Annotated in this window: 19 protein-coding genes; 2 read left to right on the top strand and 17 right to left on the bottom strand. The window is 35.8% G+C overall.

Annotated elements, in window-relative coordinates:
* Nucleotides 1-216: 216 nt before the first annotated feature.
* The 16 genes from K364_RS0113595 to K364_RS24125 form a co-directional block, all read right to left on the bottom strand.
* Entirely contained in the window at nucleotides 217-534 is a 318-nt protein-coding gene (locus K364_RS0113595; RefSeq protein ID WP_028308472.1) for a DUF190 domain-containing protein, read from the bottom strand.
* A gap of 88 nt (nucleotides 535-622) precedes the next feature.
* A complete protein-coding gene (locus K364_RS0113590; protein WP_051534061.1) occupies nucleotides 623-1,621 on the bottom strand; it encodes a sodium-dependent bicarbonate transport family permease in 999 nt (332 codons plus the stop codon).
* A gap of 119 nt (nucleotides 1,622-1,740) precedes the next feature.
* Nucleotides 1,741-2,097 carry a Na-translocating system protein MpsC family protein gene (locus tag K364_RS0113585; protein ID WP_028308470.1) on the bottom strand — a complete coding sequence of 119 codons (357 nt, stop codon included), beginning with the start codon at nucleotides 2,095-2,097 and terminating at the stop codon, nucleotides 1,741-1,743.
* A 173-nt stretch (nucleotides 2,098-2,270) separates the two neighbouring features.
* A complete protein-coding gene (locus tag K364_RS0113580; RefSeq protein WP_051534060.1) occupies nucleotides 2,271-3,110 on the bottom strand; it encodes an SDR family oxidoreductase in 840 nt (279 codons plus the stop codon).
* Between the two features lie 114 nt (nucleotides 3,111-3,224).
* Nucleotides 3,225-3,686, bottom strand: a complete 462-nt coding sequence (locus K364_RS0113575; RefSeq protein ID WP_028308468.1) for a hypothetical protein — start codon at nucleotides 3,684-3,686, stop codon at nucleotides 3,225-3,227.
* Between the two features lie 9 nt (nucleotides 3,687-3,695).
* A complete protein-coding gene (locus tag K364_RS0113570; RefSeq protein WP_028308467.1) occupies nucleotides 3,696-4,211 on the bottom strand; it encodes a DUF6036 family nucleotidyltransferase in 516 nt (171 codons plus the stop codon).
* Nucleotides 4,212-4,575: 364 nt separating this feature from the next.
* Nucleotides 4,576-5,154 carry a phospholipase D-like domain-containing protein gene (locus K364_RS27335; protein ID WP_028308466.1) on the bottom strand — a complete coding sequence of 193 codons (579 nt, stop codon included), beginning with the start codon at nucleotides 5,152-5,154 and terminating at the stop codon, nucleotides 4,576-4,578.
* Between the two features lie 5 nt (nucleotides 5,155-5,159).
* Nucleotides 5,160-5,624, bottom strand: coding sequence for a DEAD/DEAH box helicase (locus K364_RS27330; RefSeq protein ID WP_242841703.1), 465 nt, complete (start codon nucleotides 5,622-5,624; stop codon nucleotides 5,160-5,162).
* Nucleotides 5,625-5,803: 179 nt separating this feature from the next.
* Nucleotides 5,804-6,127: a recombinase family protein gene (locus tag K364_RS24140; protein WP_050752923.1), complete on the bottom strand. Its 324-nt coding sequence runs from the start codon at nucleotides 6,125-6,127 to the stop codon at nucleotides 5,804-5,806.
* Nucleotides 6,127-7,734: a recombinase family protein gene (locus K364_RS24135; RefSeq protein WP_035269295.1), complete on the bottom strand. Its 1,608-nt coding sequence runs from the start codon at nucleotides 7,732-7,734 to the stop codon at nucleotides 6,127-6,129. The genes K364_RS24140 and K364_RS24135 overlap by 1 nt, the downstream gene beginning before the upstream one ends.
* Nucleotides 7,700-9,433 carry a recombinase family protein gene (locus tag K364_RS24130; RefSeq protein WP_050753478.1) on the bottom strand — a complete coding sequence of 578 codons (1,734 nt, stop codon included), beginning with the start codon at nucleotides 9,431-9,433 and terminating at the stop codon, nucleotides 7,700-7,702. The genes K364_RS24135 and K364_RS24130 overlap by 35 nt, the downstream gene beginning before the upstream one ends.
* 2 nt (nucleotides 9,434-9,435) lie before the next feature.
* Nucleotides 9,436-11,106 carry a recombinase family protein gene (locus tag K364_RS0113540; RefSeq protein WP_028308464.1) on the bottom strand — a complete coding sequence of 557 codons (1,671 nt, stop codon included), beginning with the start codon at nucleotides 11,104-11,106 and terminating at the stop codon, nucleotides 9,436-9,438.
* Between the two features lie 149 nt (nucleotides 11,107-11,255).
* A complete protein-coding gene (locus tag K364_RS0113535; protein ID WP_028308463.1) occupies nucleotides 11,256-11,507 on the bottom strand; it encodes a DUF6870 family protein in 252 nt (83 codons plus the stop codon).
* 50 nt (nucleotides 11,508-11,557) lie between these two features.
* On the bottom strand, nucleotides 11,558-13,870 hold the full coding sequence (locus K364_RS0113530) for an ATP-dependent DNA helicase (RefSeq protein ID WP_028308462.1): 2,313 nt from the start codon (nucleotides 13,868-13,870) through the stop codon (nucleotides 11,558-11,560).
* 557 nt (nucleotides 13,871-14,427) lie between these two features.
* The gene (locus K364_RS0113525) at nucleotides 14,428-14,859 is read right to left on the bottom strand and encodes a sigma factor-like helix-turn-helix DNA-binding protein (RefSeq protein WP_028308461.1); all 432 of its coding nucleotides are present in this window, start codon (nucleotides 14,857-14,859) and stop codon (nucleotides 14,428-14,430) included.
* A 456-nt stretch (nucleotides 14,860-15,315) separates the two neighbouring features.
* Nucleotides 15,316-15,927: a hypothetical protein gene (locus K364_RS24125; RefSeq protein ID WP_050753479.1), complete on the bottom strand. Its 612-nt coding sequence runs from the start codon at nucleotides 15,925-15,927 to the stop codon at nucleotides 15,316-15,318.
* Between the two features lie 189 nt (nucleotides 15,928-16,116).
* On the opposite strand from K364_RS24125, the gene K364_RS0113510 reads away from it, so the two are divergent.
* Complete coding sequence (locus K364_RS0113510; RefSeq protein ID WP_028308459.1) at nucleotides 16,117-16,533, top strand: helix-turn-helix domain-containing protein; 417 nt, start codon at nucleotides 16,117-16,119, stop codon at nucleotides 16,531-16,533.
* A 65-nt stretch (nucleotides 16,534-16,598) separates the two neighbouring features.
* The gene (locus K364_RS0113505; protein WP_035269292.1) at nucleotides 16,599-17,111 is read left to right on the top strand and encodes an ImmA/IrrE family metallo-endopeptidase; all 513 of its coding nucleotides are present in this window, start codon (nucleotides 16,599-16,601) and stop codon (nucleotides 17,109-17,111) included.
* Between the two features lie 147 nt (nucleotides 17,112-17,258).
* Here K364_RS0113505 and K364_RS26735 read toward each other — a convergent pair whose 3' ends face one another.
* Complete coding sequence (locus tag K364_RS26735) at nucleotides 17,259-17,402, bottom strand: hypothetical protein (RefSeq protein WP_154673499.1); 144 nt, start codon at nucleotides 17,400-17,402, stop codon at nucleotides 17,259-17,261.
* Nucleotides 17,403-17,553 lie beyond the last annotated feature (151 nt).

Here is a 17,553-nt window from a genome sequence, read left to right as displayed (position 1 = left end):
TCCTTTAAAATATTTCCAACTGCGGAGTTGTTTGGTACCTAAAAACATTTCCAATTAATAAATTAGCAAGAAAGTTATGTAAATTTATTAATCAAACCCATTACTAAGTACCATTTAGATTGTTTTGTGAATTATACCATTTTAAAGTAAAAAACAAATTCATGTCAAGATTAATAGCCGGGATAACATAGTAAAATACGTATCTTTTAATAAGAATTAACTAAAATAATCATCCCTAAGTACATAAACATCAATCACATGAACAATGATGATTATTCCTTGGTCAATACGTTTTTGCAGCCCAAAAAGTATTTTCTCAGCTGTTTCAGGACTGGTAATTGTGACAATTTCAATGTTCATCCCAATATCCCCTAGTCCTCCATAGTCACCTTTTATTCCATTTCTACCTTTGCCATAAATCCCTTTATAAAGGGTAAACCCACTTGCCCCTGATTTTTCAAGCAGTTTGATGATATTTTCTTTATATGTGCTCTCTACAATAATACTGATTCTCTTTTTTGGAAACAGTTTCATATATACACCACCTGCTCATATTATTTCATTTCAATTTCGTTGCAGCTACAGCCATTTCCTTCCTTTAATTATATCTTAACTAATATTTTTAACTAGACAATTTAATTAAATAGCTAACCAGAAAGTAATAAATTGGTATACCAGCTATTAAGTTAAAAGGCAAGGTTACGCCTATGGATACACCCAAGTATAAAGCAGGGTTTGCTCTGGGCAGCGAAATACGCATGGCAGCAGGAGCTACGATGTATGAGCTGCTGGCAGCAAGTATTGTGAATAATGTTGCTCCACCCAAGCTAAGTCCCACAGCAATTGCTATAAAAGCCCCAACTAACCCATTGATAATTGGCATTAAAACACCAAAAATAATCAAAAATAATCCTGATCTTCTAAATTCACCCAGCTTGCTAGCAGCTATTATTCCCAATTCAAGCATAAATAGGCCAAGCATTCCATAAAAAATATCCTTGTAAAATACTTCCATCATTTCCGTTCCCATGGGTCCCGAGAAATACCCCACCGCCATGGCACCCAGTAGCAAAACAACACTCTTGCTTAAAATAACCTGTTTAATTACCTGCCCTGTGCTGAATTCTTCATTAATTTCCGTACCCTTTTTTTCTTTTGCATAAGAAGCCAAGAATAATGCTACTGCAATTCCTGGAACCTCCATAAGTGCTGGAAAACCATTTATATACCCCTCATAAGTAATCCCTAGATTATTTAGAAATATTGTACCAGCCATAAAGGTCACAACACTAATTGAACCATAATGACCTGCAATGGCAGCAGAATTATCTGTATTTAACCTCCCTATATGTTTTAAAATATAAAAGGCAAAAATAGGTGTTATTACTCCTGCTAGCATTGCCCCTGCCACCTTCAATAGTATTGAATTCATTCCATATTCTGCAATGGCCGCTCCACCTTTAAATCCAATGGCAGTCAGTAAATAAATAGAAAGAAAATCACTAATGGCAGCTGGAAACTCCACCTTTGCCTTGGCAAAACCTATTGCAATGCCTAATCCAAAAAAGAGAATAATTGGCGAAGTTAAGTTAGCAATTGCCAAATCAAGCATGTTGTTCATCTGTTTCACCTCGACTCATTTGGTAGTTTATGCAAAAATAAATAGCCCAACACCAAAAATCTTTGGCGTCGGACTATATTTTAACTGATAACTAGTTTACCCTTTAAAATTTCTTCCAACTAGACGCAAATACTCCTATCTGTCACAAAAACAAACACACGCTCTCCAGTTTTTGTGCTTATATCTGTATGAAGACTTACAACTTTAGCTTTAGTGTGCTTTTCAATAATTTTTTCTAATTCAGCACGACCCTGTTCTACAAGCTGCTGCCGCAGCTTCTTTATTAAAACCATTCCTTCTTTTTCCCTGGCCAAGTGAACTTCAGACGCAGACATCACTCCTCGCAAGCTGACAAGCACCATATTTCTAATAATATCAGTTTTAGCCTCCGTTGGTCCCCTGCCCATATAATCCTTTTCCCATTGAATCATTGCTTTAGTTATTTCATCTTCTATTTGCCCTTTAGAGGTTTCCATGTCCACAGTTCCTTTCCACTTGCGTAATTTATATGATATAGCAAAAAATATAACCGGTCAAGAAGTTTTCTCTCTTCACCTTTTAACCTCTCGAGCCATTCATTAACAATATGGGGTTTGCTTTCATTTCCTGGACCAAAACCAATTGTTAATATTTTCATAATGCCAGTATGTTACAGAAATTGTACCGCATCATAGCTAACCTTCATCAGTTCTTTACGCAACCCTTCATCAAGGCACTTTTGGTTATACTCCATAATCTTTTCCTTATCAAACAATTTTCCAGTAATGCCTTCCACCATAGGTGATACAGCCAGATATACCCCTGTTCTTGCTCCTTCTTGAGCACTAATGCTGTTTCTCATCATGATTGGCTTCACAATCTTCATCAGCAGGCTGCTGCCATTCCATATATTTGTGGCAACCCTTCCAGGGGATACAGCATTGACCGTTACTCCACTATCTTTTAGCTCTTCTGCTAGATCAATGGTAAAAAGTATTTGCGCTAATTTAGATGTTGAGTAAGCCTTAAATCCATATATCTTATTAGAAAAGACCTGCTCATCGATTTTCAATTTCCCATATAATGCAGCCTTTGATGCAATATTTATTATCCGTGCTTCCGCTGTGTCCATTATTACAGGAAGTAAAAGCCGAGTCAGCAGAAAAGTACCCAAATAGTTAACCCCCATGGTCATTTCAAAACCGTCCTCGGTCTTTTGGAGTTTATCACAAAAAACACCAGCGTTATTTATGAGAACATGAAGTTTATCATATTGAGCTGAAAATGATTCTGAAAAAGACCTTATTGACTGCATGGAGGCCATGTCTAACGGAAGAACCCTAACATACTCGTTGCCACTTTTGTTAATAATTTCTCCAGCCAACCCTGCAGCTTTCTCAGTATCCCGGCAGGCCATAACTACACAATACCCTTTTTGGGCAAGGTCCTTTGCAGTTTCTAGCCCAATTCCACTAGTAGCGCCGGTTATTACTGCTACTTTTTCGTACAATATAATCACCATCCATAGTTCTTTATCCTTTTACATTCCCTGGACAACTGTGCAAAAAAGTAGAAATAGCTCAATTCCAAGGGCTTTGCGAATACAAAGACCCTTGGAATTTTTTTATGATGTTATTAGTTTATCCCAATTGACTTCTTTAAGTTTTTTGCCAACCCTGACTTTCATTTGATGACTCATGTTATTTTTCTTTAGTTCTGCTAAATAAGTTTCAAATATTTTTGCATATCCAACTCGTTCCCAGTACTTTATATTTACCTCTGGAACACTTTGTATTCTCAAACCTGTATTTTTGAGTAGTTGACTTGCTAATCTTCTTTTTTCAATAGACTCACTATTGACTAAATCCATTAAAGCAATTTTAGCATGGCCTACTAATTTTTTGGCATAGGGATCATGCTTTGATAGTTCTAGAACTCTATTTAATATTCTTCTATCTTTTAACATATAACCTACTAATAGTTTCTGCAATCTATGGTTTTTTGGAGCTTCTTTAACTATTTCTTCTAATGAATTTAAATTCGTTAATCTATTTTTATATGAAGTCATATATTTTGAGAAGCTCATTTTATTCACCTACTTTTTTATGGATTTTAGATAATTAACATCGGACCATAATCTTTGCTCATTAACTGCAGTAGCTAGCTCTTCTTTAATAATTGATTCTAGTTTGTTGAAATCTATTTTTTCAACCAAACCGGATTGCACTATGTCATCTAAATCTTTTGGACGACCCGTGCCTATTTTCGATATCAATAGATCATAGTCACCTAAAACAAATACTTCTATATGATTTAAATTCAAGTTAATTTTATTTACTCTATTTTCAAACCCTTCACGGATATTTATAATTGGCATGCATCTATCGTTTATAGCATTATCATCTAATATTTCCTTTATTCGCTTATCTGCCGTTATATATACATCAATATCTCTTGTTGTCCTGTTTAAGTATTTCTTTATAATAAAAGCACTAGAACCTACAATGGTTAGTTTTATTCTCTCATTTTTCTGTAATATTTCCTCAAGTTCTGTATCAGCAATGATTATTCTCTCAATTATATCTTTTAATTCTAATTCAGCTGTGCTCATAGAAATTTCCTTCCCTTAATCCCATAATGAGGAAATCAGTTCTTCTCCATTAATATCTTTTCCATTATAATCCAAATTATATCATTACACCTTCGTTATTACAATGACTGATACCATTATCTGTCTTCTACCCAACTACATTATAGCACGTTTCCTTCAAAATTTTTACATAATAAATAATACAAACGATTTCATAACCTATCTTCTTTCTTTTGACAAATCATCAGCCCAGTTAGCTTAAGATAAAGCAAAAAGTTTGTATGTCCTTATGGGAAATTACCTCTATTTGTTTCCCCTTTTTTTATTGGTATCCGCACTCCTTAACAACTTGATGTAATATTAGTAATAACTCTTTATTGAACGATTATTTCTTAGTACACTCCAGCAATTCACTTGCTATATATGGACTTTCTAGTCGCATAATGCTTTCTTCGGTTTTACCAAAACACAATAAATTAATGCTCCCATACCATACTATCCTTTTGTCAATTACAGCAAATTTTTGAAAAAGGTTTGGTTCACATACTACATTAATTCCTGCGGCTTTAAGAAAGCCTATTGTCTTCTCTATTACTGCTCTATTCTTTCCGTTTAATTCTTGAAATGATCTGGTGACAACTGTTACATTAACATTCCTGCTTAAAGTAGATTGTAAATATTTAAGATTTTCTACATGCTTCTTTGACACATATGGACTTGCGATTATAATTTCATCGACAGCGTTAGTAATATCTTCTTTGTAAGCTGGCAAAAAATTCCTTTGGTCAAAGATGATATTGATGATATTACTTAAGTCAGGAATATTTGTTTCCCCTTTAGCTTTATAGCCAATTGCTGAATACCCATTGAGTCTTTTACTATACATTCTCTCAAGCATTCTCACATGAATATCTACATAATCATATATTTGGACCTCGTTCTTATTCTCAAATAGTCTATGCAACCTTCCTATTGTTTAGTTGGTGGTGTATCAGCTATTTTTGCAAATATCTCTCTAGTTTTCTTTGTACCCATCCCGCCGGTAAGAGGTATTACCTCAGGGATTCTTTGACCAAGTTTCTTTGCCAGTAACTGGACATGGGAAGTTCTTTCTGTTAATATAATACAGTTTCTGCCGTTATCATAACTTTTAACTACATCGTCGACAATTAGGTTATTCCTGGTTTCATTATTTACTATTTCAGTATATAGTTCCTGAATAGTAACTTCCTTTTCATTCTCATCCAATGGAACTCTCATGGAAGTAAATCTTGGTAAGATATAATGCTCAAAAGGCCTTTTCTGAGCCTGCTTTTTCGCGTCATCCTTATAGCGGATTGGACCACATTGCATAAATACAATTGGGTGATGTCCGTCTTTTCGAGTTGGCGTCGCACTTAGTCCATAAACATATTTAGCATTTACGTTTTTCAATATCTGTTCAAATCTGAAGGCCGAAACATGATGACATTCATCAGCCTGTGTCAAGTAAAAACTAAAAAATTTTTAAATTTTTCACATAAAAAAATAGAACCGAGCGATTTCTTCAACGAAACCACCCGGTTTAAGATTATTAAGAATCATCCGTCCTTTGCTTTGGTTTATTGATATTTCTATAATTCATCTGCCGTAAGCAATTCAATACCTTGCTCCTTCCATTCTCTTAAAAGAGAAAGAACATCAAAAACATTTCTGCCAATCCTGCTCATATCTTTTACAATAACGGTATCAATCGCATTTACAGATATGGCATTCTCAATTTCCTTGAGTCCTTTCCTATTGAGATTCAGCCCACTGCCAATATCTTTTGAATATCCAACTATGCTAAAACAATGTTGCTCGGCCAATTTCTTTAACGATCTTTCTTGCCCAATCAGATAAACATCATTTAAATTTTCAGCATTAGCAATCCTGCTGTAGATCCATACTTTCTTCATTATAACATCTCCAATATTTTTTTATAATCATCAGCAAAGTTCCACACAATCTCAATCTGATTTTCACCGAACACGTATATTGAATCAACAAGTTCTTTCACTAAATCCCTGCTTAGTTCTTTGATTTCCTGTTTTCTTTTGAAGTGTTCGATAAATTGGTTTTCCGACTCCTTATTCTTTAGTTTTTGAAGTTCGTAATCGGCTTCCAGTTTGCTAATCTGCGAGGATGTTTGTTCAATCTCTTGATTGTACATTTCTCTCTGCTTCAGATAGTCATCTTTTCCGATCTTCCCATCCAAATATTTCTCATACTCTTCAATTTTTAAAGCATTTAGCCTTTCAAGATGTTGCTGAGCTTTCCTTGCAGATTGTAATAAATCAGCCACTTCACTTTCTGATTTTTCTTTTTCCTTAAGTACAAGCTTTTCTGCTTTGTTGGCTATTTGAGCCTGTTGCCGTATTGCTTCCAATAGCACTTCCAGAATCATTGGCTCCTCTGTTCTTCCATGATAGCAAAGGCTGTTTTCATCAAAATAGTTGCTCTTACAAATATAATAAGGCACCTTTGTATGTGAGCGTTGAAGGTTCTTCTTACAAATACCGCATTTTACTTTACCATAAAGAACTCTTGTATTATCAATCTTGTACTCTTTACGTTTGGATATCTTACGAATCACCTTCTGAGCTTCCAAATACAATTCTTCGCTTATTATAGCCTCATGCGTATCTGGAACCACTATCCATTGTTCCCTCGGAACAGCCACCGTACTCATACTGTTAACGTCAGGCTTTTCCCTCTTATGGTTGATTGTCTTTCCTGTGTAAGTTTCATCTTTAAGGATTTTTAAGACAGCCATAGTTTGCCAAACCAAATCTCCTTTGGCTTTTCTCCACTTTTTGTTATTATGATTTTTTTGGTAGTGCCTTGCAGGTGAAGGTACTCCATCTGCATTGAGTATTTTAGCGATCGCACTTGTATTGTTCCCCTCGGCTGCCAATTGAAAGATTCGCTTAACAACAACTGCAGCTTCCTCATCAACAACAATTGCATTTTTCTTATCCTTCGCTTTGAGATACCCAAATGGAGCGAAAGAACCAATATACTCGCCCTTTTTCATTTTAGCTGTTTTAGCTGTCTTTACTTTCTTTGATAGGTCTTTACTGTAAAGGTCGTAGATAAGGTTCTTCAACCCAATATCAAGGCCTGCCGTTATACCATTATCTTTTGCACTGTCATATCCGTCATTTACAGATATAAATCGAACTCCTAAAAACGGAAATACTTGCTCCAGATAATCCCCTAACTCCAAGTAGTTTCTGCCAAATCGTGAAAAATCTTTTACCACAATACAGTTAATTTCTCCTTGCCTTACTTTGGTTAACAACTGCTGTACTGCCGGACGTTCAAAATTCGTACCGCTGTAGCCGTCATCGCAAAACTCCAAGATGTTTGAATCTGCCAAATCAGGATGGCGACTTATAAAATCCATCAACAGATCACGCTGATTACTAACGCTGTTGCTTTCAATTTTTGCATCATTTTTTGAAATGTCCGCATCCTCATTGGAAAGCCTAATGTACATAGCTACTGAGACATTCTTGTTCATCAGGCTTCACCTCATCTTCTATAGTGTTAAGATAATCAAGTAATTCCTCATATTCGTCTTTAAACTTAAAATTGATCTGTATACTCCTATCGGCATACAGTTCCACAGTTTCTATGAGGGCTGCAACCATTTCTTTAGTTAATTCTTTTTCATCTCGGAATGCTCTAAAAGAAGATAACCACTGGTTTTCATAGGAATATGTTTGATCATACTTCTTCTGTTGTAACAACAATTCATTTAGTCTGTCTTTTAATGCAACTTCATCTTTCTCATACTTAATTTTTGCATATAGATACTCCTGTTCAGTAAGCAGTTGTTCAATATAATCATCATAAAGAGAACTTCGCAAGGAAGGCAGCCTTTCAATTTGTGCTTTAACCTTTCTGATTTCATTAGCCAAGTTGTCTTTCCTATTCTCATAACTCGCATCGGAATTTACTTTTCTCAGAATATCATCCACCGATGCAACCATATCTATTTGACTGCGAATAGCAGCATATACTGCTTTAATCATATCAGTTTCTACTATATGCTTTCTCGTGCATTTATAACCACTATTTGTTTCGTAAGTAGTGCATGAAAAATAATAATAAAGCTCATCATTTTTAATCCTTCTCCTGCGAACAAGTTTACATTTGCAATCTCCGCAAATAGCAATATCCTTAAAAATATTCTCAGTATTTTCAAAATGCTTGTTTTGCTCTAAGCGTTCAGTAAATTCTTTATATACTTCCAATCGTCTAGCATGGACAATATCAAAAGTTTCTTGATCGATAATCGGTTCATGGTCGTTTTCAATAATTGTCCATTCATCTCTTGGCACTCTTGATTTTCGCTTGCCTTCATAAAGGGATGCCTGAATTTTGCCATATATCTTGTGTCCTAAATATACTTCATTCTCTGTTATAGCTTTAATTGCCTGACGCTGCCAGATATTGTTATTATAACGGGCATTTTTCCACTCGCCCTTTAAATATTTGTACTTGCTTGGAGAAGGTATTCCCATATCATTTAAGCGACGAGCTATTGCAGTATCGCTCAGCCCTTCTACTTTCCACTGGTAGATTTGCCGAATGACTAAAGCAGCTTCCTCGTCAACTACAAGTTTATAAGTGCCGTCATCCGGCCTGCTGTATCCATAAGGCACGTGTGCACCTAAAAATTCACCCTTCGACTGTCTTTCTCTGAAGGTAGAGATGATTTTCTTGGATATGTCCTTTGTATAAACATCATTCAAAAGATTTTTCAAAGAAATAATCAAGCCTTCATTACTGTTTTCAGGGTTAAAGCTGTCATAATTATCATTGATAGATATAAAACGGACTCCAAGAAACGGAAAAATCTTTTCAAGATAGTTTCCGGTTTCAAGATAATCTCTGCCAAAGCGCGAGAGGTCTTTTACCACAATGCAGTTCACTCTGCCTGCTTTAACATCGTCCATAAGCCTGTTAAATTCAGGACGGTCAAAATTCGTTCCTTTTTCTCCGTTGTCCGTATATATTGAGTAAATCTGCAAAAATGGCCTTTCCTCAACGAATTGTTTCAACAAATATGTCTGATTTTCAATGGAATCACTATCTTTTCTGTCACGCACATCCTCAATAGAAAGACGGACATACAGTCCTGTTTTAAAAACCTTCTCCTGTGTTACCGTTTCTTTTTGTGCGATCACAGACTGTCTTCTGCTTTTTCTTGCCATGATTAAATCGCCTCCTTAAACGCAACACTCGCATCAAAGGAGTCTGATTTGCTGGCGCTTTCTATAAAACGAATAGCACTTTCATATTCCGCTTGATGTTTAAAATGAATATCGATTTTCCCATTTTCATATACATATATTTTCTCCATCAATGACACAACTACTTTTCGTGTAAGCTGCTCAATGTTTTGGTACTGCTTAAAATTCTCAATCCATAAGTTAGTTGGCGTCTTATTGTTTATAATATCTTCAATCTCTTGTTTACGCTTTAGTATAAGCTTTTCTGCCTTTTGAATTTTAGCATTATATCTGCTGACATGGTTTCGGTATTCTTCTTTGGTGATTACTTTATCTACAAAGTGTTCGTATGATGTCAGCTTATACTTTTGAATCTTTTCTATTTCCTCTTGTGCCTTGACAATTTGAGCATCCAATTTCAATATTTCTTCTTGCTTGTAAGGTAGTGTATCGATATATGTTAGAATACGTTCAATATCAAGAATACTGCGTATATGTACATTTAAAGCCACCAAAACAGCTTCTTCAAATGCCTTTTCACTGATATTATGGGTAGTGCAACTATTTTTATCATTTCGGTTGGTAGAACAAGTGTAGTAGTAATATTTTTTCCCATTAGCAGGAACCGTCTTGCGGATCATATTTTCTTTACAATCCCCGCAGACAATAATACCTGAAAAAAGATATACGGTTTCCTCAGCAGGGGCAATCCGAGTGTCATGGAGCAATAAACCATTTACTGTGGTAAATAGCTCTTTTGATATTATAGGCTCATGTGCATTTTCCACTCGCACCCACTCTTCTTTAGGACGTTCAACTCTCGTTTTTATTTTGTAATTCGGAGTGGTTCTTTTTCCCTGCTCCAACACACCGATATACAATTCATTTGTTAAGATTCGTCTGACTGCAACGGCAGACCAGAGAGCCTGCTGTTTTACTTTAAAGGTTGTTTTGTACCTTTCTCCCAATGAGCGTTTATATTCCATAGGGGACAGGATGCCCATTTCATTTAGTCGGTTGGCTATCCCCTGCTGGCTCATCCCCTCAAGTTTCCACTTGAAAATGTCACGGACAACTTGAGCTGCATATTCGTCTATTTCCAGCTTATTCTTATTATTCTCAGCTTTCTTATAGCCGTAAGCAGCAAAAGAGCCAATAAAATCACCCTTTTTACGTTTGATTTCAAGTTGGCTCCTTATTTTAATTGAGGAATCTCTGCAATATGAGTCGTTTATTAGATTTTTAAATGGAATCATGATGTTATCGGTAATATTTGAACCTTCCGCACTATCATAATTATCATTGATCGCAATGAAACGCACACCAAGAAAAGGAAATATCTTTTGAATATATTTCCCTGACTCAATATAGTTTCTGCCAAAACGTGAAAGGTCTTTTACGACAACACAGTTTACCTTCCCTGCCTTAATCTCTTCCATCATTTCTAAAAAGGCAGGCCGATTAAAGTCAACGCCACTATATCCATCATCTACGTGCACAGAAGCAATTTGGATTTCTGACTTTGACCTTAAATATTCACGAATTAGTTCCTTTTGGTTTGAAATGCTGTCACTTTCTTCTTTATCTCCATCATCTCTTGAGAGTCTTACATAAATAGCAGCATTATAGGTTTTGTTATCTTTTAAAAATTCCATGAGTAAAGCCTCCTGTTTGTTTAAAGTATTAGCAAAACTTTAAACACATTAGGCTTCACTGATTATAGTCCAATAAAAGCTTAGCATAAAATTAACTGCGCGTCCAGATTTCCGAAGCGCCAATTTGTAAAGTTTTGCCTTCTACTGTTCTATAAGCTTCTAAAGTAATTCTCCAACCTGTCTTCTAATGTTGCTGTTGTATCAGCGAAACTCATCTTAACCACAACCTTGCCACATCTGAAGCAGTAAGGATTTTTCACTTGTCTGATAAAATCTTTCTTTCGTTCTTCCACCGGTAAATCCGTATTGACTTTGACTGTTTTAATATCTACTAAGGTGGATGGATCAACTGTACGTATATCTATATTTTTCATGTCCGTTATGGTCATGGCTGTATTCATGAAACCGCTCCTTTCAAAAAAAGCGAGCAGCTATTCCCATAACCGCTCACTCAATCTTGATAAAAATATTCTTTTCTTTTTACTTTACGGAAAAATGCTTTTACCTCATCAAGAGAATCTGTCACCCTATAGTCTGATAGGGCACCAAGCACCCTCTTGCGGTACTTTCCTTTTTTACTGATCCTGAAATCTAAAATGGCAATGAGACCGGTATCAGTTTCACATCGAATCAAGCGCCCCATACCTTGCTTTAGCTTAATGAGCATTTCAGGAAAAATAATAAATTCTATAAACTCTTTCAACTCCGCATACTGTTTCTTCCTATGTTCCAAAATCGGTGTCGGTGTTGGAAACGGCAAGTTGACGATAATAAGTGAAGATAGAATATCTCCGGGACAGTCAACACCTTCCCAAAATGAGCCTGTAGCAAAAAGAACACTGTTTCCGCTGTTTTTAAAAGCTTCAACAATGTTCTTCTCACTTTTATCCATTTTCAGGACCGGATATTTGATTCTGTGTCTCGCCAATTCATATACTCTTGATAATAAAGAGTAGGAAGTAAACAAAATCACTGTATGCCCATAGGCTGCATCCACAATCCTTATAATTTCATCAGCTAAAGCCTCAATATACTCATTGCATTGTTTATCAGGAAATGGTACGTTTTCACTGACATAAAGCAATGCATTATTTTTATAGTCAAATGGAGAACGACAGCTCATCTCACTGATAAAATTTTTATTGACCTTATCTATTCCCGCATTGCTTTTGAAGTAGGTAAAGCCTCTATCATCTGATAATGTTCCGGAAGTCAAAATCTTTGGGATTCTGTTTTTCCATAGTACTTTGTGCAATTGATCCTCTAAATCTGTTGGGATGCAGCAGATAGAAACCAATTTGTCGCTCAAAGGGTTTTCAAGCCAATAAATGATATTCTCTGTCCGGAAAAAAGTTTCAATCTGTTCTTTTGCTTCCAAAAACATAATCTCTAATGTCCTGCTCTTTGAAATATCCACCGCACAATATTCCTGAATATTTTCAATGATTTTTAACATCTCCAAGAGCAGCATTTTTTCAAAGTGCCCTATGAATATACCAATTTGTGATGTTTCATCATCTACAGCATCCAGGTTAATTTTTGAAACTAGGCTTCTAAAAAATCTCGTCCTCAGAACAGATAAACTGTCTAACTTCATTTTTGCTATCTGTAAATATGCCTTATTACCTTTTAGATTGCTTTTTAGCACATTGGTCATGATCGTTATATCTTCACTTGAAAATCTCTTCCCAAATATTTGCATAGCTGCATCCGGCAATTTATGAGCCTCATCAATAATTGCTACTGAGTGTTCCGGAATAAGCGTATGCTTCCCTTTGGCACGTTTCATTGTATCTGCCAAGTAATAATTATGGTTACATACCTGAAAGTCATGAATTGATGATCTCGCATAATCCATATGCTTGATATATTGGCATTCCTTATAGTAAGGGCAGGAAATTTCACAGGCTTTGGGCACATTGATTTTTTGAACTATATGGTTTTTCAACCCTTTGTATTCATCCAAATCAATTCCGTAATCCGGTATCTTTAATGCGGACAATTTATAAAGCAGTTCTCTGTCCACAGCTTTTTGACTACTCTTTAAATAACTCGTTAACCGGTCGTATCGCATCTGACAAAAGTAATGTTCTTTCCCCTTTCTTAAAACTGCACTTAAAGGACGATCAATCACCTTATTCTTCAGCAATATATCAGATAAGATTGGGACATAAGTGCGAACAATGGCATTTTGCAAATCAATACTGGATGTTGATATAGCACAAGGGACAGAGCAGTATTCATTGTCCAAATATGTAAGTATACCTGCTTTGCTACGCTTTTGTCTTTCATAAAGAGCATAAACAACACAAGCAACTATGTAAGCATAGGTTTTTCCCGTTCCAACCTCTGCTTCGCAAATAGCAATATGATTCTGCTTAATTCCTTCATACATCATTTTAGATAGCTCAATTTGATTTTCCCTGATTGTAAATCCGCTTGCTGCCATCAGTTTTTTGAAGATAAATTCAATCATGGCATTCGGGTTTTCAGGAAGTGTGACTTGATAAGCAGGTGTAGCAATAAACTTCTCTATTAGTTTCTTTTTTATATCATCAGAATAAACTTGCTTGCTTTTAGCAATAGCAACCATACAATTTCTCATCAAGCAAATTACATAGTAGGTATTTATGCTTCTATTTTCTTTCACCATGAAAATGTAGTTTTTATCAAATGTAAAAAGATAACGAAATTCGTTTCTGTTTCCATGCTTTTTGAGATATTGTTGCATTATCGATTCGTCTGTCGTTTTTATCTCAAACATAATTTTCCTCTCCTTCGTATTATGTGGGATACTTGATAGCACAATGATACGGTGGCCTGTACTACTATTTGAGCGATTTTGAATAATCAGCTTTCGTACAGGCCACCGCATAGTTTCTGCTGTCAAGCAATTCGTTTGAACAGTAGAATTGGTGTGTATCATATTTGTTCTCAACGCCCCTGATACAACTGAGGGGATATATCAGTTTGTCTTTGGAAAACATCATATAAGCTGACATGGCTATAAGTTCTCAAGCCAAATGAGCGTTATCCCGTCATTCGTTGCGGGCTGCCCAATGCGGTGAGGCGTTCAAGGCAGAAGTATCATTATTTATCCCTTTGCCGGTCATCGCAATTAGCCATTCCACTGGCTATTTCAAGCCGGAGGTGTTCGCTCGCGTCCAGGACGGTCATGGCGCTCCGCTTTCGTTGCTTGCCATTTCTGGCTACAAAGGTGGTTTTCCTGATATACCGTATGTTCAGTTTTCAAGGAGCATAAGGAGAGTAAAAAATTACCCCCTCACTTCTAAGCCGGAAAAGTGAGGGGGGTGTACGGAATTATTTTTTATTTTCCATATATTTTTTTAGCTTCTTTAGGATTCTGTTCTTTCGATCACTTATGGTCATTACTGGTATGCCACTTTCCTCTGATAGCTGTCGCTGACTTTTTTCTTCATAAAATAACTGGGTGATTAAATTCAGTTCATCATCAGACAAAAGGGATAAACATTCCTTTAATTTTTCAATCATGATTTTGGTGACAATGGAATCGCAAAGATCCTCTGTAAGCCTATCAACTAGCATTTCTTCTCCCAGAATATCCTCATAGACATTATCAAGCTGTGAATACAAGAACCTGCCATGTGCCAAATCCCGTTCTTCTAAATAGCGCTCTCTTCGGAGCATTTTGAAATACTCTCTGTAGACTTCTTCTGTTACCTGCTCTACGTGATTATCAATGCGTATAAAAAACTTCTTTTTCTTATCCATTTTCTTAACCTCCAAATTTCGTTTTGATGAATGTTCAAACGAAATTTGAAAGTCATGGATAACGGGCGATAAATGTTTCCCACCGACTTGTGCTATAGATACAGGTCTTCATAAAGGCACCTCCAAAATTCCCGAAGTATGCCTTTAATACAAAAACGTCTAAAAACACGTCTTTTTGTTTTAAGGAATGCTCATGCTTTATAAGAAAATAAGACCTGTAAGTTCCCAGCCTTTTCATGCAACCTTCTCCTGTTTCCGGGCATGAAAAAAGGCCGGAAGTGAACTTAATCACCTCCGGCCTTAATCGCCGCCATATTAACTGATGAAAAAGGCATGAAAAAAGCCCCAAAATCCAATGGAAATTGAGGCTGTATGCTTCTATATTCGATTTAATTTATGCCATAATTCACCAGCATAAACAGTGTAACATGTTGGAAGTCGGAAAGCAGTAGGGATTTAATCGGAACTTTGTCGGAAGTTAGTCGGGATTAAGTCGGGGTTGTCCAAACAGTGAAAAAAGCTCGGTATCTCACTTCCTCCTTCGATTGCAGCAAAAATTCCTCTCATTGATGGAATAGTATAGCCCCAAAGGCAAATAGCAAATAAATCAATCGCTTCCCTTTTTTTATCGTAATATGTACTACGCTCCATATTTAATAATTCAAGCATTTCCTGCTCTGAGTATTTGGAAACCGTCAAATATTGCTTACTTAATATTTCATGATACATCTTCCCGTTATCAGGATATTCATAAATTTTATTCATTGTGGAATCAATCAATGAAATGAGCCAATGTGTTTCAAATAAGGATCGTACATTTTCTGAAAACCTATTTTGTTCAGTTTCAGGCGCAAAATTAGCCAGGTACTCTAATGCTCTCTCCAAATTTTTACCGCAATAACATTCGGCACTCTCACATATTTGATAGGCTCTATTTGATGTTGACCACACGACCGGACGATATATTTTAAGAAGCAGTTTTGTTTTATGTAGAACCGTAGTGCGCTCTATATTTAATCCTTTATACATTAGTGCGCATTGTTTCATTACTTTGCTCTCTTTACGCATAGCATCTGTCCTTCCTTAATTTTCATATTGACATCTGTTTCAATCAAGTGTAACATATATAACGAACGAAGTTGCATATCGTATATCCAAATTATACACGAACATATTTTCGTTTGTCAATAGAATTATTGTGTACGATATTGCATATCGATCATATAAAAACGTATTGCTTAGGAAGGAGCCAATATCATGTTGTTTGGTGATAAAATTAAAGAACTGAGAACTTCGGCAGGAATGAGTCAACAAGAATTAGCAAATAAAGCAGGGCTTTCCTTACGATCTATTCAAAATTATGAGAGCAACCAAAGATACCCAAAAGATGTAGCAATTTTAAACAAGCTCTGCAAGGCATTGAATACAACAATAGAAGAACTAATGAAGGAAGAAGATAATTTCATTCAGGAAGCATCTGAAAAATACGGCACCCGTGGCAAAAAAGATGCTCAAAAATTAGTTGATGAGTTAGGCGGCCTTTTTGCCGGTGGGGAATTAAATGAAGAGGATAAAGACAAAGTTTTTAGAGCTATCACTGAGATGTACTGGAGAGCCAAGGACAATAATAAGAAATATACCCCTAAGAAGTACCGAAAAGAGTCTGATGAATAGGTTACTGTCCGTTTTATAGTACACATTATTTGGTATAATGGGGATACTAAGGGGGTGAATCACGTATGCCGAACAAAGACTATATTCAATCGGTTGCTTCCGGGTTAATCAAGCGTTATGATACGAGAGATCCTTTTGAACTATGTAAAGCTATTGGAGTTGAAATTTTTTATGCTGATTTAGGGCATCTCAAAGGAATGTACAAATATCTTAAACGGAACCGTTTTGCAGTCATCAATGAAAAACTTGATGATTACATAAAAAAGTTGGTTTGTGCTCATGAGTTAGGGCACGACTTATTACATAGGGATTTGGCTAGGAGGGTGTGTTTGCAGGAATTCATGCTGTATGATATGAAAAGCCGTCCTGAATATGAAGCTAATCTATTCGCATCAGAGATTCTTCTACCGGATGATGCTATTTTTTCTTATGCACATGAAGGTTACGATATTGAACAAATAGCACGGATACTTTATACCGACATAAATTTAATCGCCCTAAAAATGGCTTCTATGAATTCAAGAGGATACCAATTTAGAACTGTTTATGACCCAAAATCTGATTTTCTAAAAAAATAAACAGAGTATTTTCTTCATTGAAAAGCTCTGTTTTCTATTTGACACCACCAACTACAAGAGCGATGTGATTGCGGTAGATATTGCTTATCTCTCATAAGTATCATAACAAAACTGATGGCCTCATTAAAATGTCGACAGTTTTAATATTTACCCTATTTTATTTAATATGTATGAGCCATCACATAAGGATTGTTCTTCACGTTCCCTCTCATCTTTAATAAAGGAAGCCCTATTTTCTAAAATCTTTAATATTTGTACAGTCCACGTATTAACCTGATCTAATTCAATCATCAATTAAATATTCCTTTCATTTGTCATTTCCATAGGAAAAATCTCAAAAATCCATTAAATATCTTGATAATAGAAAATAAAATCGAAAACCTCCACAGCTTTTTTATATTTCAATCCGGATATATAACAAAGTCTATCTGTTGTTGATACA

It is taken from the genome of Desulfitibacter alkalitolerans DSM 16504 (assembly GCF_000620305.1).
In the GTDB taxonomy this organism is placed as follows: Bacteria; Bacillota; DSM-16504; order Desulfitibacterales; family Desulfitibacteraceae; genus Desulfitibacter; species Desulfitibacter alkalitolerans.
The sequence above is the reverse complement of the archived record's forward strand: the minus strand, read 5'-3'. Positions and strand labels throughout refer to the sequence as shown.